A 17656-nucleotide genomic window follows, 5' to 3' on the forward strand; every position below is an offset into this window, starting at 1 on the left:
GAATTATTTTCTTGCAGGCGTGGCGACTCCTGGTTGGTACAGAGCCAGCAGTTCGTCCACCTTTTTACGTGTGCCGCCGTTGCTGCTTATACTGCGTCTAACTTTGACGACATGCAATTTTGCGAGTTGATACCACTCGCGTGTGAGCGCCGTATCATGGTTGGAAATGAGCACCGGTATCCGGTTACTGACCAGATTCTCAGCGATTTCCGCCAGATGCGCTTGTTGCGTCAGGCTAAAACTATTGGTGTGATACGCTGTGAAGTTAGCCGTGGCGGACAACGGCGCATAAGGCGGATCGCAATAGACCACCGACGACTTGTCCGCACGCGCCATACTGTCTGCGTATGACTCACAGTAAAAGAACGCATTCTGCGCTTTTTCTGCAAAGTGGTACAACTCCGCTTCCGGGAAGTAAGGTCTTTTATAACGACCAAACGGTACATTAAATTCCCCGCGCAAGTTATAGCGACAGAGTCCGTTATAACCGTAGCGGTTCAGATATAAAAACAGTACCGCCCGACGAAAGGGGTCCTGGCAGGTGTTGAACTCCTCACGGAGTTGGTAATAGACCTCAGCCTGGTTAGTTTCAGGCATAAACAGCTCGCGCGAAGCCTGTACGTACTCGTCAGTACGTAACTTCACGATGTTATAGAGGCTAATAAGGTCGCTGTTGATATCGGCGAGGATATAACGAGAAAAGTCGGTGTTAAGAAACACCGATCCGGCACCCACAAAAGGTTCGACAAGGCACTCGCCTTTTGGCAAATGTCGTTTGATATCATCAAGCAGAGGGTATTTTCCCCCTGCCCACTTCAAAAAAGCGCGATTTTTTTTCATGCTGACTAACTAATTACACCTTCTCCGGCTGTGGAGAAAGCTCCGACAGCATCCTGCGCTTTAGGCTGTGCCGCGTTGCTTTACGGCGCATTTGGCGATAGCAAATGCGCCCCTCGCGCCTGTCCTGAACAAAAATAGCTGTCAGCGACACTCACAGGCAATTGCAGGACACAGCCTGGATTATTTCAGATCGGCCTGAACCTGATGCAACGGTTTTGCCCACGGGTTTTTCGCCTGCACATCGGCAGGTAAGGTGGACACCGCACGTTTAGCATCCTCTTTCGAAGCATACATCCCCGTTACCAGCACATACCACGGTTGTCCATTACGCGTCGTCTCGTATACCACATAATTTTTCAGGTTCTCTTTCTTCGCCCAACCGTTCAGGTTGTCGTAATTTGAAGAACTACTGAGCTGCAATGTGTAGTGGCTGGATGGCGCGCTCTTTAACGCGCCAACGTTGCCGGCGCTTTTCCCGCCGCCTGCGACAGGCGTCGTGGAGGCTTGCGCTGGTTTCGCGGTTTGTACCGGCGCAGCGCTTGCCGTCGCTGTCGGAGCAGCCGTCGTGGTGGTCGCTTTCGGCGTCGCGGCTGGCGCTGCCGGTTCCGTGCGTTTCACTGGCGCGACCGGTTTCTTCGGTTCCGCAGTCGTGGTTTTCGCCGTGGTCTGCGGTTTCTTAGGTTCAATGACGGCCTGTTTACGTTCCGGACGCGTGGTATGACGCTCGGCAGGTTCGCTAACCGCCGCCTGACGCGTCGTGCTGCCATTGCGAACTGGCGCGACGGTTGCAGGCTCTGTCGGCAACGTAGAGTTCACCGCAACATTGTTCATCTGCTCTGGATTCTGCGTCAGCGCATTATTCAGATCGCCCTGCACTTCCACGCGCTGCTGACCGTCAGCGACCACAGGCGACTGTCCCTGCGTCGGCGTTGAAGAAATCGGCGGCAACGAAATATCCTGCGACGTATTGCCCGCGGTTTGTTCTGCGGAGGTGGTGCCCGGCGCAGGCTGGGTCGCATTCGCCTGATCGGCGGCGTTACCGGAAAGATCGATACTCTTTTCGCCAGAGGCCGACGGCTCGCTGGAAGACGTTGAGGGGGCTTTCAGCGCGGAGCCGATACCGATAATCAATAGCAGCAGCACCAGTACGCCAACGCCCATCATCATGTACTGACGAGAGGCTGGCTTATGGGCCGCCTTTTTACGCTTACGTGGGCGGCGTTCAACACGCTCTTCGTCCACCGTATCGTCTTCATCGGATTCGTACTCTTCTTCAACTTCAGGTTCTTCACTACGCGCTTTACGCGTACGCGTCGGACGGCGATCGTCGGCATCCAGATCAACGTCATCAAAGTTGATCTGTGGCTCATTATCGCGTTCTGAAGATTGACGAGAACGACCAGTACGACGATCGCTGGGATCGGGTTTCAGCTCGTCTTCTGGTTTGAATTCATCCATTTAACACCCCACTCAAAGGTTAATGCTTACGACATTGCACATAACCTGAAGCTAAAAGACTGACATCTACGCAATATCAGTCTGACCTTTCTTGTTGTTACGCCTGCTGACAGTCAGCAATCGCGCTAAGAACGACTTCGTGCGACACTCCGCCGCGCACTTCACTTTTCCCTATGGCCAGCGGAAGCACTAAACGCAGCTCCCCCGCTAACACTTTTTTATCTCGCAGCATGTGCGGCAAATAGTCCTGCGCGGACATCTCGCAAGGGCCATTGACTGGCAACCCGGCCCGTTCGAGTAGAGCGATGATGCGCTGCGTATCAGCAGAACTGAACTGCCCCAAACGCTCGGATGCGCGCGCAGCCATCACTATACCTGCGGCAACGGCTTCACCATGTAACCAATTGCCATATCCCATTTCCGCTTCAATGGCGTGGCCAAAGGTATGTCCAAGATTCAGTAAAGCACGTAAGCCCGCTTCACGCTCGTCGGCGGCAACAACTTCGGCTTTCAGCTCGCAACAACGACGAATACAGTACGCCATCGCCGGGCCGTCCAGACGCAATAGCGCATCCAGATTCTCCTCAAGCCAGGTGAAGAAGTCTGCGTCGAGTATAATGCCGTATTTGATCACCTCTGCCAGTCCCGATGCCAGTTCGCGTGCGGGAAGCGTTTTCAGGCAATCAAGATCGACAACCACAGAAGCGGGTTGGTAAAACGCGCCAATCATGTTTTTGCCAAGGGGATGGTTGACGGCGGTTTTCCCGCCCACGGAAGAATCAACCTGCGACAGTAAGGTAGTTGGCACCTGGATGAAACGTACGCCTCGCTGGTAGCTGGCCGCCGCAAAACCGGTGAGATCGCCAATCACGCCGCCGCCAAGCGCGACCAGCGTGGTATCACGACCATGCGGTTTTTTCAGTAACGCCGTAAACACCGTATCCAGCACCGTCAGGCTCTTATACTGCTCGCCGTCAGGAAGAATCACGCTGTCTACGTTAACGCCTGCCCGTTCGAGTACGCCGCGAACCTTGTCCAGATAAAGCGGCGCCAGGGTTTCGTTGGTCACTAACATGACCTGATCGCCTGATTTCAGCGGCAAGAATGAAGCTGGTTCGTTAAACAAACCAGCCGCGATGGTGATCGGGTAACTACGTTCCCCGAGAGTGACTGTAATCCTCTCCATGACGCGACATCCACCTTAGTTACTTGTGCCCGCTTACCCAGCGTATTCTGCTTGAATTAGTTGCTTTCCAGCATATGAATAATCTGGTTTGCCACAACCTTAGCGCTTTGATCGTCGGTGCGAATGGTGACGTCGGCAATCTCTTCGTACAGCGGATTGCGTTCGTTAGCCAGCGCTTCCAGAACTTCGCGAGGCGGTGCTTCAACCTGCAACAGCGGGCGTTTTTTATCACGCTGCGTACGCGCCAGTTGTTTTTCGATGGTCGTTTCAAGGTAGACCACGACGCCACGCGCGGAGAGACGGTTACGCGTTTCACGCGATTTTACAGAGCCACCGCCGGTTGCCAGCACAATACCCTGTTTTTCCGTCAATTCGTTGATAACTTTTTCTTCACGATTACGGAAGCCGTCTTCACCTTCAACATCGAAGACCCAGCCCACATCAGCTCCGGTTCGTTTCTCAATCTCTTGATCAGAATCGTAAAATTCCATATTGAGTTGTTGAGCTAACTGGCGCCCAATAGTGCTTTTTCCGGCACCCATAGGCCCAACCAGAAAGATATTGCGTTTCTCTGCCATTTTTTCGGTACTACTAAGACTATTCGTTAATGGTAAACCCGCTTCACAGACACCCAGCGCAGCAGGACATGAACTGAAACCTCATAAGATATTGCGAGAGTCAGACTGAAAATTATCTCAATACTCAAGCGGGTTTGGCAACTGAATAAATCACCAAGCCTGATTGTTGCAAAACCCGAGTTAGCGTTGCCGGATGGCGACCAGAACAACATATCCGGCCTACAAATTGCTCTACTTTCAAACAATTGTGCGCAATCCGCAGAACCAATACGTCTGCATCAGCGGACATTCAGCCGTTTATCATCGGTCTTATGCACACCTTCGGCAAGGCAAAGCGCATTAATCAATGCGTCAGCAACGAAAAGCACGACTCTCAAATCGGTACTCCTTGTATGCTAAATACATCCGCACGTCAAATCCCGCAGATGCGTTCAGTGCAAAAACAGCGCTTTTTTATGCATAAATTATTCTGTCGCCACCAGTCTGGGGGTGATAAACACCACTAATTCGCGTCGCTCGTCCTCTTTGCCGTCATGGCGGAAGAGCTGACCAAGCCAGGGAATATCCCCCAGCAGCGGCACGCTATCGCTACCCGATTTATTTTTTCGCGAAAAAATACCGCCCAGCGCCAGCGTCTCGCCGCTTTTTACCTCTACCTGCGTTTCAATTTCCTGTTTATCTATCGCCAGCACTTCGCCGTCAGCCTGTTGTAGTACCTGACCGGGGACATTCTGGCTGATATGTAACTTCAGGCGGATGCGCCCTTTTTGCAAAACGGTGGGCGTCACTTCCATTCCCAGCACCGCTTCTTTAAATTCCACGGAGGTCGCGCCGCTTTCGCCGCTGGAAACCTGATAAGGAATTTCGCTGCCTTGCTTGATACTGGCTGGCTGCAGATGCGAAGCCAGCAGCCGGGGGCTGGCGATAATATCCAACTGCTGCTTTTGTTCCAGCGCTGACAGCTCTAGATCCAGCAAGCGTCCGTTAATGCGCCCGATGTTAAACCCGACGCGTGAGGTGGCGGCGGCGACGGATAAATCACTGGAAAGCGTCGTCACGTCACCCACCGCGCCCGCTTGCGTCGCGTCAGCCAGCGTCCACTTTACGCCCAGTTCCCGTAGACTCTTTTCGTTAATGGTGACGATATGCGCCGCCAGTTCCACCTGCGCCACCGGCAGATCCATTTGCGATACCCATTTTTCCAACTCCGCCAGGGCCGCGCGATTATCGCGCAACAGCAGGCGGTTGGTGCGCTTATCTACCATGATGGTTCCCTTCGCGCTCAGGAGTTTCTCGCCCGCTTTCGCCAGTTCGGCGGCATCGGCGTATTGCAGGCTAATGCTGCGGTTTTCCAGCGGTAAATTAGCCTGAAGCCTTAACCGCTCGGCATCCTGCCGCGCACTGTGTTCTTTCTGCCAGGCCTGTGAATGAACATGGAGAATATTCCCCTCCTGACGCAGCACCAGCCCAGCGCTATTGACCACCGTCTGTAGCGCCTGTTTCCACGGCACATCCGTCAGATGTAGCGATAATGTCCCGCTGACGTCCGGCGACACCACCAGATTCTGCCGCTCCTGCTCGGCTAAAGTCTGCAAAACCTGCACCACAGGGACGTCGTCAACCACCAGCGTCACTTTCGCCGCTTTTCCCGCCTGTGCGGCGGGCATCAAGACTATCAGTATTATGGCTATCCATCGCTTCATTGCCCGCTCCCTGACGTAGCCACCGCCACTGCGGCGGCGCACAATTTTTACCGGTCGTTAACGTTAAGGCTTCCGCCGTCAGGCGGACAATCGTCCAACCGTTTTCCAGCGTCTGCCCTTCTTCCACTCGCCGCCATTTTTGCTGGCTATCTTTAAGAATGCCTGTCCATCGCTCGCCTTTACGTACCGCGCCCTGATATCGCCACTGCGAGAGTTCCGCTATCCGGCAGCGATCTTCCGGCGGGCGGAAGGGATCGCGCATTCCTGTCAACGTCAGCAAACAAAAACAGAGCAATACACTACGGCTAGCCTTCATTCGCCAGGCGCTCCAGTTGCAGCGTTATCAATAATTCCGCCCCCTCTCTACGCAATGAAAACCGACTTACGCTCATCTCGCTTTCGGCCAACCGGACAAACAGTGACGGCACCGCATCCCAGGACGTTTTCAGCGCCATTTCTCCCCCCTGCGCCGATGGCTGCCAGTGCAGCAAACGCAGGGGAGGAGCCTGGAAATCTAACGGCGAAAAAGGACGCGGATTTTCAACGGTGCGCCCGAAAAGCGGTTCAGCCGCGACGCTCAGACGGCGCAGATGACGCCACTGTTGTCGGGCGGCCTCGCGCTGCTGGCTTAACCGCGTTTGTTGCGTATCCAGCGTTTTCCAGCCGGGATAGTCCACAGATAACGCGACCGTCAGCGTCAGGCACAGCACGCCTGCACACCAACAAAAAACCCGACCACGGCGCGACATCCCGTACCAGATATCAAAGAGCGCGTTCACGGGCGGCGCTCCTCGTTAACTGATAATGGAACTGCCAGCGCCCTTGCGCATCCTGCCGCGTGGCGCCCGTGCGGTTTAGCGGAAAACTGACATAGTGACGAAGCGATGTCTCAAGCGTGAGCAGGGCGTCAAACGTTCTCGCCAGCCCTTCCAGCTCTAGCGTCTCTTGCTGATAATTGAGGCTTGTCAGCCATGCCTGATCTGGCAACAGGTTGGCAAGGTCAGTCAAGATAGATTGCCAGGCTTGCGTCAGTTCACGCTGCGCCTGACGTTGTAATCGCGCCTGTTGCTGCCGCTGACGCTGCTGCAACTGCGGTATGTTCGCCGCAAGCGCCGTCGTGCGTCCGTTTTCCGCCGTCAGTAGCAGTTCATTAATCCTCCCCTCCTGCCAAAAAACCAACCGGGCGATCGTCGCGAGGCTTGCTATCAGCAGCAGGGACGCGCCCCATACCACGCACCACAGCCGCAGACGCGCTACGTAATGTTGGTGCCGCCAGGGGAGCAAATTGACAGAATGCGCCATCAGCGTATCTCCCCCATGGCTAAACCCAGCGCAATCGCAAAGCGATAACCGTCCGGCGGAACCGGCGGTTGGCGGACGGTAACGACGCGCCAGGGGTCGAATTCGCCTTCGGCGCATAACGAAATATGTTCCGGCACGACGGATAACGTCGCGGCAAGATCATGCAGCGTCGTCGCCTCGCACGCCGATTTACGCCCCCACGCATAGCGCGTCGCCCACAGCCACTGGCTCTCATCGCGCCAGACCAGACATTGCCGCCCCGAAGGTATAAACGGCAGCAAGCGCTGTAACGCGCAGGCATCGGGAGTTACAGCAGCGATGCGCACATTGAGCGTTTGCGCCAGCGTTAACAGCGCTGAAATTTCTTTGCTTTGCACGGCGGTAACGTTGAACGCGGGGCTCAGCGCATCGTCCTGAAAGTCGAAACGCAATAAGTCCGGATCCATATCCAGCTCACGCGCCATCGTTTGTGAAAGCCATGCGACTTGCTCACGTTCCCGCAGACGCATCGGCGGATGTGGAAAAGCGCGTTGCAATGTCCGATTTGCGGGAAAAGAGAGATAAATACGGTGACGTAGCGGCAGCTCGCGGCTCCAGGGTCGCAGTACGTGAGCCAGCGATTGCGGGTCAGGAATCGTACCCTCTGCCGTGGAGGCGTTCATCAGCGGCAGTCGCCACCAACGTTGCAGAGACCAGCCCGATGCGCCGCGAATAACGGCGATGGCCAGCGCTTCATGCTGCTGAATATGCAATCCTATTTGCCAGGTTTTAAAAGCCATAACGGTCGATCTCCTTATCACCCGTCGCGTTAACGGGTATATCAATGCGTCTGGCTTGCCTTTATACTACCGCGCGTTTGTTTATAAACTGCCCAAATGACACTAAATGGGAAATCTCCAGTGAAGTTCGTAAAGTATTTATTGATCCTTGCAGTATGTTGCATCCTGCTGGGAGCAGGCTCGATTTATGGCCTTTATCGCTATATTGAGCCGCAGCTACCTGACGTCGCGACATTGAAAGATGTGCGTTTGCAAATTCCGATGCAGGTTTACAGCGCGGATGGCGAACTTATCGCGCAATATGGCGAAAAACGTCGTATTCCCGTTACGCTCGATCAAATTCCGCCGGAAATGATCAACGCCTTTATCGCCACCGAAGATAGCCGCTTTTATGAGCATCACGGCATTGACCCGGTAGGTATTTTCCGTGCGGCCAGCGTCGCGCTCTTCTCCGGTCACGCATCGCAGGGAGCAAGTACCATTACCCAGCAACTGGCGCGAAACTTCTTCCTTAGCCCCGAACGCACGCTGATGCGCAAGATCAAGGAAGCGTTTCTGGCGATTCGTATTGAGCAGATGCTGAATAAAAATGAGATCCTCGAACTCTATCTGAACAAGATCTATCTCGGCTACCGCGCCTATGGCGTTGGCGCGGCGGCACAGGTCTACTTTGGTAAGACGGTCGACCAGCTTAGCCTAAGCGAAATGGCGGTTATCGCCGGGCTACCTAAAGCGCCTTCTACCTTTAACCCGCTCTACTCGATGGATCGGGCGATAGCGCGCCGTAACGTAGTGCTTTCGCGAATGTTAAGCGAGGGATATATCACTCAGGCGCAGTACGATCAGGCCCGTAGCGAACCTATCGACGCAAATTATCACGCGCCGGAAATCGCCTTCTCCGCACCTTATCTGTCGGAAATGGTGCGCCAGGAAATGTATAACCGTTATGGCGAAAGCGCCTACGAAGATGGTTATCGTATTTACACGACCATCACCCGCAAAGTGCAGCAGGCCGCGCAACAGGCGGTGCGTAATAACGTGCTGGACTATGACATGCGCCACGGTTATCGCGGCCCGGCGAATGTGCTATGGAAAGTGGGCGAAACGGCGTGGGACAGTAAAAAAATTACCGATACGTTGAAAGCGTTGCCGACCTACGGACCGCTGCTTCCCGCCGTGGTCACCAGCGCTAATCCGCAAGAGGCGACCGCTGCGCTTGCCGACGGTACGTCCGTTTCGCTACGTATGGAAGGAATGCGTTGGGCGCGGCCTTACCGCTCGGATACACAGCAGGGGCCGACGCCGCGTAAAGTTACCGATGTCGTCCAGACAGGTCAGCAAATCTGGGTTCGTCAGGTGGATAACGACTGGTGGCTGGCGCAGGTACCGGAAGTGAACTCCGCGCTGGTTTCGCTTAACCCGCAAACAGGCGCGGTACTGGCGCTGGTCGGCGGTTTCGATTTTAATCAGAGTAAATTTAACCGCGCGACGCAAGCTTTGCGTCAGGTGGGGTCGAACATCAAACCGTTCCTCTACACCGCCGCAATGGATAAAGGGCTGACGCTTGCCAGTATGCTCAACGATGTGCCGATTTCCCGCTGGGACGCCGGGGCAGGTTCAGACTGGCGTCCGAAAAACTCCCCGCCGCAGTACGCCGGACCGATTCGTTTACGCCAGGGGCTGGGGCAGTCGAAAAACGTGGTGATGGTACGCGCCATGCGCGCCATGGGCGTCGACTATGCGGCGGAGTATCTGCAACGCTTCGGCTTCCCGGCGCAGAATATCGTGCATACCGAATCGCTGGCGCTGGGCTCCGCCTCCTTCACGCCGATGCAGGTTGCGCGCGGTTATGCGGTGATGGCGAACGGCGGTTTCCTGATCGACCCGTATTTCATCAGCAAGATTGAGAACGATCAGGGCGGCGTGATCTTCGAAGCGAAACCGAAAATCGCCTGCCCGGAGTGCGATATCCCGGTCATTTACGGCAATACGCAGAAATCCGACGTGCTGGAAAACACCAATGTGGAAGAGGTCGCGGTTTCGCAAGAGCAGCAAAACAGCGCCGTACCGATGCCTGAGCTGGAACAGGCAAACCAGGCGCTGGTCGCGCAAAACGGCACGCAGGAGTACGCGCCGCATGTGATCAATACGCCGCTGGCGTTTCTGATCAAAAGCGCGCTGAACACCAATATCTTCGGCGAACCCGGCTGGATGGGTACCGGCTGGCGTGCGGCGCGCGACCTTAAACGTCGCGATATCGGCGGCAAAACCGGTACGACCAACAGCTCGAAAGACGCATGGTTCTCCGGCTATGGTCCTGGCGTCGTCACTTCCGTATGGATCGGCTTTGACGATCACCGCCGTGATTTAGGCCGCACTACCGCTTCCGGCGCGATCAAAGATCAAATCTCCGGCTATGAGGGCGGCGCGAAGAGCGCGCAACCTGCATGGGACGCCTATATGAAAGCCGTGCTGGAAGGCGTGCCGGAACAGCCGCTAACGCCGCCGCCGGGCATTGTCACGGTGAATATCGACCGCAGTACCGGACAACTGGCGAGCGGCGGTAACAGCCGTGAAGAGTATTTCATCGAAGGCACGCAGCCGACACAACAGGCGGTACACGAGGTGGGAACCACCATTATTGATAATGGTGAAACACACGAACTGTTCTGATCAAAAAAGGCGCTCCGGCGCCTTTTTTATTGTGTTTAGCGGATGACGGCGAACGGGGAGACGAACCTCCCGTTGGCTTGATCAACGCCGCGCCATCAGGCAATTCGGCCCTGCGCTTTCAACCACTCGCGTACCAGAAACAGCGCGCTGACGTTGCGGGCCTCGTTAAAATCGGGGTCTTCCAGCAGATCCATTAAATGCGCCAGCGGCCAGCGTACCTGCGGCAATGGCTCAGGCTCGTCGCCTTCCAGCGACTCCGGATAGAGATCTTCCGCCACCACAATATTCATTTTGCTGGAAAAATAAGAGGGCGCCATGCTGAGTTTTTTTAAGAAGGTCAGGTTATGCGCGCCAAACCCGACCTCTTCTTTGAGCTCCCGGTTCGCCGCTTCAAAAACGGTCTCGCCCGGGTCGATCAATCCTTTCGAGAAGCCCAGCTCATAGGATTCGGTTCCCACCGCATACTCACGAATAAGAATCAGATGCTCATCAACGATCGGCACAATCATTACCGCCTCACGGGTTGATGGTCGCATACGTTCATACACGCGACGCACGCCGTTGCTGAACTCCAGATCCACGCTTTCTACGTTAAACAGTCGGGATTGTGCGACGGTTTCCACTTTCAGAATGGTGGGTTTTTGTAATGATTTGCTCATTGTGAGAATCTTTGCAGTGTAATCTGTGGTCATTGTGCGACATACCGCACGGTTTCGGCAATGCGAATTGCCGTTTATTTACATTTATGTAACGTAATAAAAATTAATTCTTATTTCAAATTAAAAGTCAATAGGTTGAAATAACTCCAGGAATTTGCTGATATTCCGTTTTTGGTGGTATTGCTATGATTTGCCTTCACTGGGATGCGCTTTACAATGCTCAAGTTCAACTCCACGCTTGCCGATAGCCAACCACAGAAAAATGTTTATTGGACAGGGTGCGACTGACCACGCCTGACAGACTTAGTAAGATGGGGAAAGCATGAGCACCATTCTGATTTTTATAGCTGCTTTGCTGGCCTGCTCTCTACTGGCAATATGGCGGTTCCGGGTAAAGTCCAGACGAGGGAGCTTACCGTGGATCAGCGCCTTTCAGGACGCGCAAACGCGTAAACTGTTGCCCGAAGAGCGCAGCGCGGTAGAAAACTATCTCGATAACCTTAGCCAGATCCAGCAAGTTCCGGGGCCGACAGGTGCCAGTGCTGCGCCCATCTCGCTGACGCTGAACGCGGAAAGCAACAGTGTCGTGATACTGACCCACTCCATCACCCGCTACGGCATTACCACTGACGATCCTAATAAATGGCGCTACTACCTCGACTCCGTCGAAGTCCATCTGCCGCCTTTCTGGGAACAGTACATCAATGATGAAAACAACGTTGAGCTGATCCTCACGGATACGCTGCCGCTGGTGATCTCTTTAAACGGCCATACGCTGCAAGAGTATATGCAGGAGTCGCGCGGCTACGCGCTACAGAATACGGCCTCTACGCAGGCGTCGATTCGCGGCGAAGAGAGCGAGCAGATTGAGCTGTTGAATATCCGTCAGGAGACCCACGAAGAATATGCGCTCAGCCGCCCGGCTGGCTTGCGCGAAGCGTTGTTAATCGTCGCCTCCTTTTTGTTATTCTTTTTCTGTCTGATAACGCCAGACGTTTTTGTACCGTGGATGATAGGCGGCGCGATCCTGCTGCTGGCAGCCGGACTTTGGGGGCTTTTTGCGCCGCCGTCGAAAAGCGCGCTGCGGGAAATTCACTGTCTGCGGGGAACGCCCCGCCGCTGGGGACTGTTTGGGGAGAATAATCAGGAGCAGATTAACAATATCTCCCTGGGCATCATCGACCTTATTTACCCTGCCCACTGGCAACCCTACATTACGCAGGATCTTGGGCAACAAACGGATATTGATATTTACCTTGATCGCCATGTCGCCCGCCAGGGCCGGTTTTTATCCCTGCATGATGAAGTGAAAAACTTTCCGTTGCAGCACTGGTTACGCAGCACTGTTATTGCTATCGGTTCGCTGCTGGTGTTGTTTATGCTGCTGTTCTGGATCCCGCTGGATATGCCAATTAAGTTCACGCTATCGTGGATGAAAGGCGCGCAAACCATTGAAGCGACAACGGTAAAACAGCTTGAAAAAGCTGGCGTACGGGTGGGCGATACGCTGCACCTGAGCGGTAAAGGAATGTGTAATATTCATTCCGGGGCGACCTGGAGCGGCCAGTCTAACTCCCCGTTTATGCCGTTCGATTGCTCGCAAATCATCTGGAATGACGCGCCTGCGCTACCGCTGCCGGAATCAGATCTGGTGAATAAAGCGATGGCGCTAAGCCAGGCGGTAAATCGTCAGCTCCATCCAAAACCCGAAGACGACTCGCGCGTCAGCGCATCTTTACGCTCCGCGATACAAAAATCGGGCATGGTATTATTAGATGACTTTGGCGATATTGTTCTGAAAACCGCTGATTTGTGCGCGGCGGAAGACGAGTGCGTGCGTCTGAAAAATGCGCTGGTTAATCTCGGTAACAGTAAGGACTGGAACGCGCTGGTGAAACGCGCGAACGCCGGCAAACTGGACGGCGTCAACGTGCTGCTACGCCCCGTAAGCGCAGAGTCGCTGGAAAATCTGGTCACGACCTCAACGGCGCCGTTTATTTCTCGCGAGACCGCGCGTGCCGCCCAGTCGCTGAATAGCCCCGCTCCCGGCGGATTCCTGATCGCCAGCGATGAAGGCAGCGAACTGGTTGATCAGGCCTGGCCGTCAACGCCGCTGTATGACTATCCCGCGCAGGAACAGTGGAGCGCCTTCCAGCGTCTGGCGCAAACGCTCATGCAGACGCCATTTAGCGCCGAGGGCATTGTCACCAGCGTGTATACCGATGCCAACGGCACGCAGCATATCAGCCTGCATCGTATCCCCGATAAATCCGGCTGGTGGCGTTACCTCGGCACCACGCTGCTGATGTTGGCAATGATAGTGAGCGCGGTCTACAACGGCATTCAGGCGTTCAGACGTTACCAACGCCACCGCACCCGTATGGCGGACATCCAGGAATACTATGAAAACTGCCTCAATCCCAGGTTAACCGTCTCTCCGGAAAATCTCATCTGATCGCGCCGCCGTGCGACAGGGTATGCTACCCTGTCGCGCAAATTGCGTTACCCTGGAGTTCCCCATGCATATTGATATTGACTGGCAAAACGTGGATACCGTTTTGCTGGATATGGACGGCACGCTGCTTGATCTCGCGTTCGATAACTATTTCTGGCAAAAGCTGGTACCGGAAACCTACGGCGCGCAGCAGGGTATTTCGCCGCAGGACGCGCAGGAATATATTCGCCAGCAGTATCATGCCGTACAGCATACGCTAAACTGGTACTGTCTGGATTACTGGAGCGAGCGTCTGGGTCTGGATATTTGCGCCATGACGACGGCGCAAGGGCCGCGCGCCGTTTTGCGCGACGATACCGTACCGTTTCTGAATGCGTTAAAAGCCAGCGGAAAACGTCGGATTCTGCTCACCAATGCGCATCCACATAACCTGGCGGTGAAGCTGGAGCATACCGGTCTGGCCTCACACCTTGATTTATTACTTTCCACCCACACATTTGGTTATCCCAAAGAGGATCAGCGGTTATGGCGCGCTGTCACTGAGGAAACGGGAATAAGCGCAGAGAAAACGCTGTTTATCGATGACAGCGAACCGATTCTCGACGCCGCCGCCCGGTTTGGTATTCGCTACTGTCTTGGCGTGACGAATCCTGATTCCGGCCTGGCGGAAAAGCACTATACGCGCCATCCGTCTCTGAACGACTACCGCCGTCTGATCCCCTCGCTGATGTGAAGGAGACGCCATGAAAGAAAAGTCCTCCGTTGAGGTCAGACTGGATAAATGGCTGTGGGCCGCGCGTTTTTATAAAACCCGCGCGCTGGCCCGCGAGATGATTGAAGGCGGTAAGGTGCATTACAACGGCCAGCGCAGTAAGCCGAGCAAAATCGTCGAGCTGAACGCAACCCTTACCCTGCGTCAGGGAAATGACGAACGGACGGTGATCGTTAAAGCCATCACCGAACAGCGCCGTCCGGCCAGCGAAGCCGTCGCTCTGTATGAAGAGACGGCGGAAAGCGTGGAAAAACGCGAAAAAATGGCGCAGGCGCGCAAGCTTAACGCCCTGACCATGCCGCATCCGGACAGGCGACCGGACAAGAAAGAGCGCCGCGACCTGTTACGATTTAAACACGGCGACAGCGAATAACTGTCACCCGCAAGAGAGATGATTATGCCGCAACATGACCAATTACATCGTTATCTGTTTGAAAACTTTGCCGTTCGCGGCGAGCTGGTGACCGTTTCGGAAACCTTGCAACAGATCCTCGACAATCATACCTACCCGCAGCCGGTGAAAACCGTACTGGCCGAACTGCTGGTCGCCACTAGCCTGCTGACCGCAACGCTGAAGTTTGCCGGTGACATTACGGTACAGCTCCAGGGCGACGGGCCGTTAAGCCTGGCGGTGATCAATGGCAATAATCAGCAGCAGATGCGCGGCGTGGCTCGCGTTCAGGGCGACATCCCTGACAATGCGGATCTCAAAACGCTGGTTGGCAACGGCTATCTGGTGATCACCATTACGCCGGAAGAGGGTGAACGCTATCAGGGCGTGGTGGGTCTGGAAGGCGATACTCTGGCGGCGTGCCTGGAAGATTACTTCCTGCGCTCCGAGCAGTTGCCGACGCGCCTGTTTATCCGTACCGGCGATGTCGACGGTAAACCGGCGGCAGGTGGAATGTTGCTCCAGGTGATGCCAGCACAGAACGCGCAGGCGGAGGATTTCGACCATCTGGCTATGTTGACGGAAACCATTAAAAGCGAAGAGCTGCTGACGTTACCGGCAAATGACGTGCTGTGGCGTTTGTATCACGAAGAAGAAGTCACGCTCTACGATCCGCAAGATGTTGAATTCAAATGTACCTGTTCACGCGAACGTTGCGCGGGCGCGCTGAAAACATTGCCGGATGAAGAAGTGGACAGCATTCTGGCGGAAGAAGGCGAAATCGATATGCACTGCGATTACTGCGGCAATCATTATCTGTTCAATGCGATGGATATCGCGGAGATCCGTAACAACGCCTCTCCAGCCGATCCACAGGTTCACTAATCGCCTCGTAGTCAGCAACGTCATTGCCTGATGGCGCTGCGCTTATCTGGCCTACAGCATCCCGCTCCGTAGGCCGGATAAGGCATTTATACCGCCATCCGGCAAAAAGCTTACTCGTTGTAGTAATCCACATCCAACCGCTTACCATCAATAATGATATCGCGCCAGGCTTTGGGGGCTGAGTCTAACCGATGCCCGGCAATCGCGTGCAACAGTTGCGTCTTAGAAAACCCGTCCGGCAATCGGGCGAACGCTTTCTGCGTCCATTTCCCCTCTTTTAAGCCGTAGACCTGGCTCTCGGCAACAATAAAGTTATACAGCACCTGCTCAGGCTGACCGTCGCCGTTAAGATCCTGACTCACCAGCACGCAGGCATCCAGTTCAAGGCAGGAATCGTCCGAATAACTCTGCTCTTTGACAAACGCCCAAAATGCGGCATCCGGCTTCTGGCTACCGGGCGCAATCATCACCACCCGCGCTAAATCGTCCGCCGTCGGAGAGACCTTATTTCTCTGCAAAAACGTCATCAGTTCACGATTGCGCTTTCTGTTCTGCGTAAACGCCTCGTCATCCCGCAACGATTTCAGCGCTTCCTGGCCAGGTTTGCCGCTGTGATCCAGCATATACAGGCTGATCTGATCCGCAGTAATTTTACCGCTATGGTAACGCGCCATATGGCTGTTGACGCTAATACGCCAGACATCAAGTACAGGCGAGGCCAGCAACAGCAATATCACCAGCGTTAACAAAGAGACGCTCAGTATCACCTTGCCTTGCCACTCACCAGGGTCGCGTCCGCGGCGTAACAGACCGATCAGATAACCGAAGGACCATACCAGCAAGACAGACGCCGTCAGCGCGCCATACAGACGATCCGGCGTCCAGCCGTATTGCTGAATGCGTACCCATAACGCCCAGCCCGCCAGCAGCATATATATCGGGGCAACGCACAGCGAGGCGCTAATCATGCCGCGTAGTACGCGCGGATAGGGTAATACGCGCTTTTGCGGTTCGTTGACAATCGCCACGAGGAGCAGCAGCATCAGCGTCAGCGTGGATAGCAGCCCCGCAGCGGAAACACGCGCAGAAATCGCCTCCAGTCCGGTAAAGGGTAACGTCACAATAAACAGCAATGCCAGCAGCGACACCACTGGCAGTAAACCCGTCGCGATCAGCGTCAGCAGCTTTTGCACCGCCGCCACAAGGCGCGACTGCGTGCGGGCGAGAATGACCGCCAGCGCCGTAACCAAGCCGATGGTCACATAAATAAAGGCTTCAGTTTCAAAGAAAAGGGTACTGAAAAAGCGGATGCCTACCAGCCTGAATAGCGCGCTCCAGAGCAGAAGTACCAGCCAGAACAGTCCGTTAGCGACCAGGACGATAAACAATGTCAGTACGTTATGCCATAACCGCAGATAAAACTGGGGATAACGCGCCGAACCGGTTTGCGAATGTAGCTGATATTGCATCCAGGGCAATACCAGCATCGCCATCAACACAAGCCGGAGACCATACAGCCAGAGGAGCTCAGCCAGGCGCCATTTCTCCACCGCCTCAACCTGCCATTTCAGCCAGCCGCTCATTGCCAGCACGACCACAAAGATCAGCCCCAGCCAGCCCCACAGCGCGCGCTGTTTAAAGGAGACCACGGTAAGCAATAGCATTGACGACAACGCTATCGTCGCAGGCATACCATAGAACAGCCAGTCGCTATTTAGTGGTACCAGCCAGGCCATCAGCAGGTAGCACAAGACGCCCTGCAGCAAACCGGTGAGCAACATACCCCAGCGAGTAGTACGTGAAAGCGCTACACTTTCCATGTCGTTATCCAGAATGATGAGAAAGTCGCATTATTGCATCATCTGTTCACCGCCAGGCGTCGTCATGCATAATTCAGAAAAAAACGCAGAGAGGTGAATCGATATTGTTAATGTTGGTGTTACGTAACTTTCTTACATGAATGCGATTACAGTCA

The 17656-nt window shown here is 54.7% G+C and carries 16 protein-coding genes; 5 read left to right on the plus strand and 11 right to left on the minus strand.

The genetic code is table 11. The features are described 5' to 3' along the window. Nucleotides 1–3 precede the first annotated feature (3 nt). The 9 genes from dam to NA624_RS08585 all read right to left on the minus strand — a co-directional run bounded on the left by dam (nucleotide 4) and on the right by NA624_RS08585 (nucleotide 7846). Nucleotides 4–840 carry an adenine-specific DNA-methyltransferase gene (gene dam / locus NA624_RS08545; RefSeq protein WP_000742132.1) on the minus strand — a complete coding sequence of 279 codons (837 nt, stop codon included), beginning with the start codon at nucleotides 838–840 and terminating at the stop codon, nucleotides 4–6. A 180-nt stretch (nucleotides 841–1020) separates the two neighbouring features. After that, on the minus strand, nucleotides 1021–2298 hold the full coding sequence (gene damX / locus NA624_RS08550) for a cell division protein DamX (RefSeq protein WP_000343151.1): 1278 nt from the start codon (nucleotides 2296–2298) through the stop codon (nucleotides 1021–1023). A 97-nt stretch (nucleotides 2299–2395) separates the two neighbouring features. Further along, nucleotides 2396–3484: a 3-dehydroquinate synthase gene (aroB, locus tag NA624_RS08555; RefSeq protein WP_000439821.1), complete on the minus strand. Its 1089-nt coding sequence runs from the start codon at nucleotides 3482–3484 to the stop codon at nucleotides 2396–2398. A gap of 56 nt (nucleotides 3485–3540) precedes the next feature. After that, nucleotides 3541–4062: a shikimate kinase AroK gene (gene aroK / locus NA624_RS08560; protein WP_000818621.1), complete on the minus strand. Its 522-nt coding sequence runs from the start codon at nucleotides 4060–4062 to the stop codon at nucleotides 3541–3543. A 464-nt stretch (nucleotides 4063–4526) separates the two neighbouring features. Next, nucleotides 4527–5765, minus strand: a complete 1239-nt coding sequence (gene hofQ, locus NA624_RS08565) for a DNA uptake porin HofQ (RefSeq protein WP_000832820.1) — start codon at nucleotides 5763–5765, stop codon at nucleotides 4527–4529. Then, nucleotides 5680–6081 carry a HofP DNA utilization family protein gene (locus tag NA624_RS08570; protein WP_000648142.1) on the minus strand — a complete coding sequence of 134 codons (402 nt, stop codon included), beginning with the start codon at nucleotides 6079–6081 and terminating at the stop codon, nucleotides 5680–5682. The genes hofQ and NA624_RS08570 overlap by 86 nt, the downstream gene beginning before the upstream one ends. After that, nucleotides 6071–6544, minus strand: a complete 474-nt coding sequence (locus NA624_RS08575; protein WP_000992475.1) for a HofO family protein — start codon at nucleotides 6542–6544, stop codon at nucleotides 6071–6073. Before NA624_RS08575 ends, NA624_RS08570 begins: the two co-directional genes overlap by 11 nt. Then, nucleotides 6528–7067: a PilN domain-containing protein gene (locus NA624_RS08580; protein ID WP_000951377.1), complete on the minus strand. Its 540-nt coding sequence runs from the start codon at nucleotides 7065–7067 to the stop codon at nucleotides 6528–6530. Before NA624_RS08580 ends, NA624_RS08575 begins: the two co-directional genes overlap by 17 nt. After that, entirely contained in the window at nucleotides 7067–7846 is a 780-nt protein-coding gene (locus NA624_RS08585; RefSeq protein WP_000874737.1) for a hypothetical protein, read from the minus strand. The genes NA624_RS08580 and NA624_RS08585 overlap by 1 nt, the downstream gene beginning before the upstream one ends. A 120-nt stretch (nucleotides 7847–7966) precedes the next feature. Here NA624_RS08585 and mrcA point away from each other — a divergent pair, with 120 nt between their 5' ends. Further along, complete coding sequence (gene mrcA / locus NA624_RS08590) at nucleotides 7967–10519, plus strand: peptidoglycan glycosyltransferase/peptidoglycan DD-transpeptidase MrcA (protein ID WP_000673824.1); 2553 nt, start codon at nucleotides 7967–7969, stop codon at nucleotides 10517–10519. Between the two features lie 95 nt (nucleotides 10520–10614). Here the strand turns inward: mrcA and nudE are convergent, their stop codons facing one another. Then, nucleotides 10615–11178 (minus strand): ADP compounds hydrolase NudE, encoded by a 564-nt coding sequence (gene nudE, locus NA624_RS08595; protein WP_000045725.1) that lies wholly within the window; start codon nucleotides 11176–11178, stop codon nucleotides 10615–10617. Between the two features lie 322 nt (nucleotides 11179–11500). On the opposite strand from nudE, the gene igaA reads away from it, so the two are divergent. The 4 genes from igaA (at nucleotide 11501) to hslO (ending at nucleotide 15681) form a co-directional block, all read left to right on the plus strand. After that, nucleotides 11501–13633 carry an intracellular growth attenuator protein IgaA gene (igaA, locus tag NA624_RS08600; protein ID WP_000104091.1) on the plus strand — a complete coding sequence of 711 codons (2133 nt, stop codon included), beginning with the start codon at nucleotides 11501–11503 and terminating at the stop codon, nucleotides 13631–13633. Nucleotides 13634–13697: 64 nt separating this feature from the next. Next, on the plus strand, nucleotides 13698–14366 hold the full coding sequence (gene yrfG, locus NA624_RS08605) for a GMP/IMP nucleotidase (RefSeq protein ID WP_001520508.1): 669 nt from the start codon (nucleotides 13698–13700) through the stop codon (nucleotides 14364–14366). A gap of 10 nt (nucleotides 14367–14376) precedes the next feature. Then, on the plus strand, nucleotides 14377–14778 hold the full coding sequence (gene hslR / locus NA624_RS08610) for a ribosome-associated heat shock protein Hsp15 (RefSeq protein WP_000660721.1): 402 nt from the start codon (nucleotides 14377–14379) through the stop codon (nucleotides 14776–14778). A 24-nt stretch (nucleotides 14779–14802) separates the two neighbouring features. Then, nucleotides 14803–15681 carry an Hsp33 family molecular chaperone HslO gene (hslO, locus tag NA624_RS08615; protein WP_001135571.1) on the plus strand — a complete coding sequence of 293 codons (879 nt, stop codon included), beginning with the start codon at nucleotides 14803–14805 and terminating at the stop codon, nucleotides 15679–15681. A 110-nt stretch (nucleotides 15682–15791) separates the two neighbouring features. Here the strand turns inward: hslO and NA624_RS08620 are convergent, their stop codons facing one another. After that, nucleotides 15792–17501 carry a DUF4153 domain-containing protein gene (locus tag NA624_RS08620; protein WP_000446439.1) on the minus strand — a complete coding sequence of 570 codons (1710 nt, stop codon included), beginning with the start codon at nucleotides 17499–17501 and terminating at the stop codon, nucleotides 15792–15794. Nucleotides 17502–17656 lie beyond the last annotated feature (155 nt).

The organism is Salmonella sp. NW38 (assembly GCF_051807745.1).
GTDB classification, from domain to species: domain Bacteria; phylum Pseudomonadota; class Gammaproteobacteria; order Enterobacterales; family Enterobacteriaceae; genus Salmonella; species Salmonella enterica.

Coding starts and splice junctions, on each gene's coding strand:
- dam (WP_000742132.1), bottom strand. CDS start 840: ATGAAAAAAAATCGCGCTTTTTTGAAGTGGGCAGGGGGAAAATACCCT.
- damX (WP_000343151.1), bottom strand. CDS start 2,298: ATGGATGAATTCAAACCAGAAGACGAGCTGAAACCCGATCCCAGCGAT.
- aroB (WP_000439821.1), bottom strand. CDS start 3,484: ATGGAGAGGATTACAGTCACTCTCGGGGAACGTAGTTACCCGATCACC.
- aroK (WP_000818621.1), bottom strand. CDS start 4,062: ATGGCAGAGAAACGCAATATCTTTCTGGTTGGGCCTATGGGTGCCGGA.
- hofQ (WP_000832820.1), bottom strand. CDS start 5,765: ATGAAGCGATGGATAGCCATAATACTGATAGTCTTGATGCCCGCCGCA.
- NA624_RS08570 (WP_000648142.1), bottom strand. CDS start 6,081: ATGAAGGCTAGCCGTAGTGTATTGCTCTGTTTTTGTTTGCTGACGTTG.
- NA624_RS08580 (WP_000951377.1), bottom strand. CDS start 7,067: ATGGCGCATTCTGTCAATTTGCTCCCCTGGCGGCACCAACATTACGTA.
- NA624_RS08585 (WP_000874737.1), bottom strand. CDS start 7,846: ATGGCTTTTAAAACCTGGCAAATAGGATTGCATATTCAGCAGCATGAA.
- nudE (WP_000045725.1), bottom strand. CDS start 11,178: ATGAGCAAATCATTACAAAAACCCACCATTCTGAAAGTGGAAACCGTC.
- igaA (WP_000104091.1), top strand. CDS start 11,501: ATGAGCACCATTCTGATTTTTATAGCTGCTTTGCTGGCCTGCTCTCTA.
- yrfG (WP_001520508.1), top strand. CDS start 13,698: ATGCATATTGATATTGACTGGCAAAACGTGGATACCGTTTTGCTGGAT.
- hslR (WP_000660721.1), top strand. CDS start 14,377: ATGAAAGAAAAGTCCTCCGTTGAGGTCAGACTGGATAAATGGCTGTGG.
- hslO (WP_001135571.1), top strand. CDS start 14,803: ATGCCGCAACATGACCAATTACATCGTTATCTGTTTGAAAACTTTGCC.
- NA624_RS08620 (WP_000446439.1), bottom strand. CDS start 17,501: ATGGAAAGTGTAGCGCTTTCACGTACTACTCGCTGGGGTATGTTGCTC.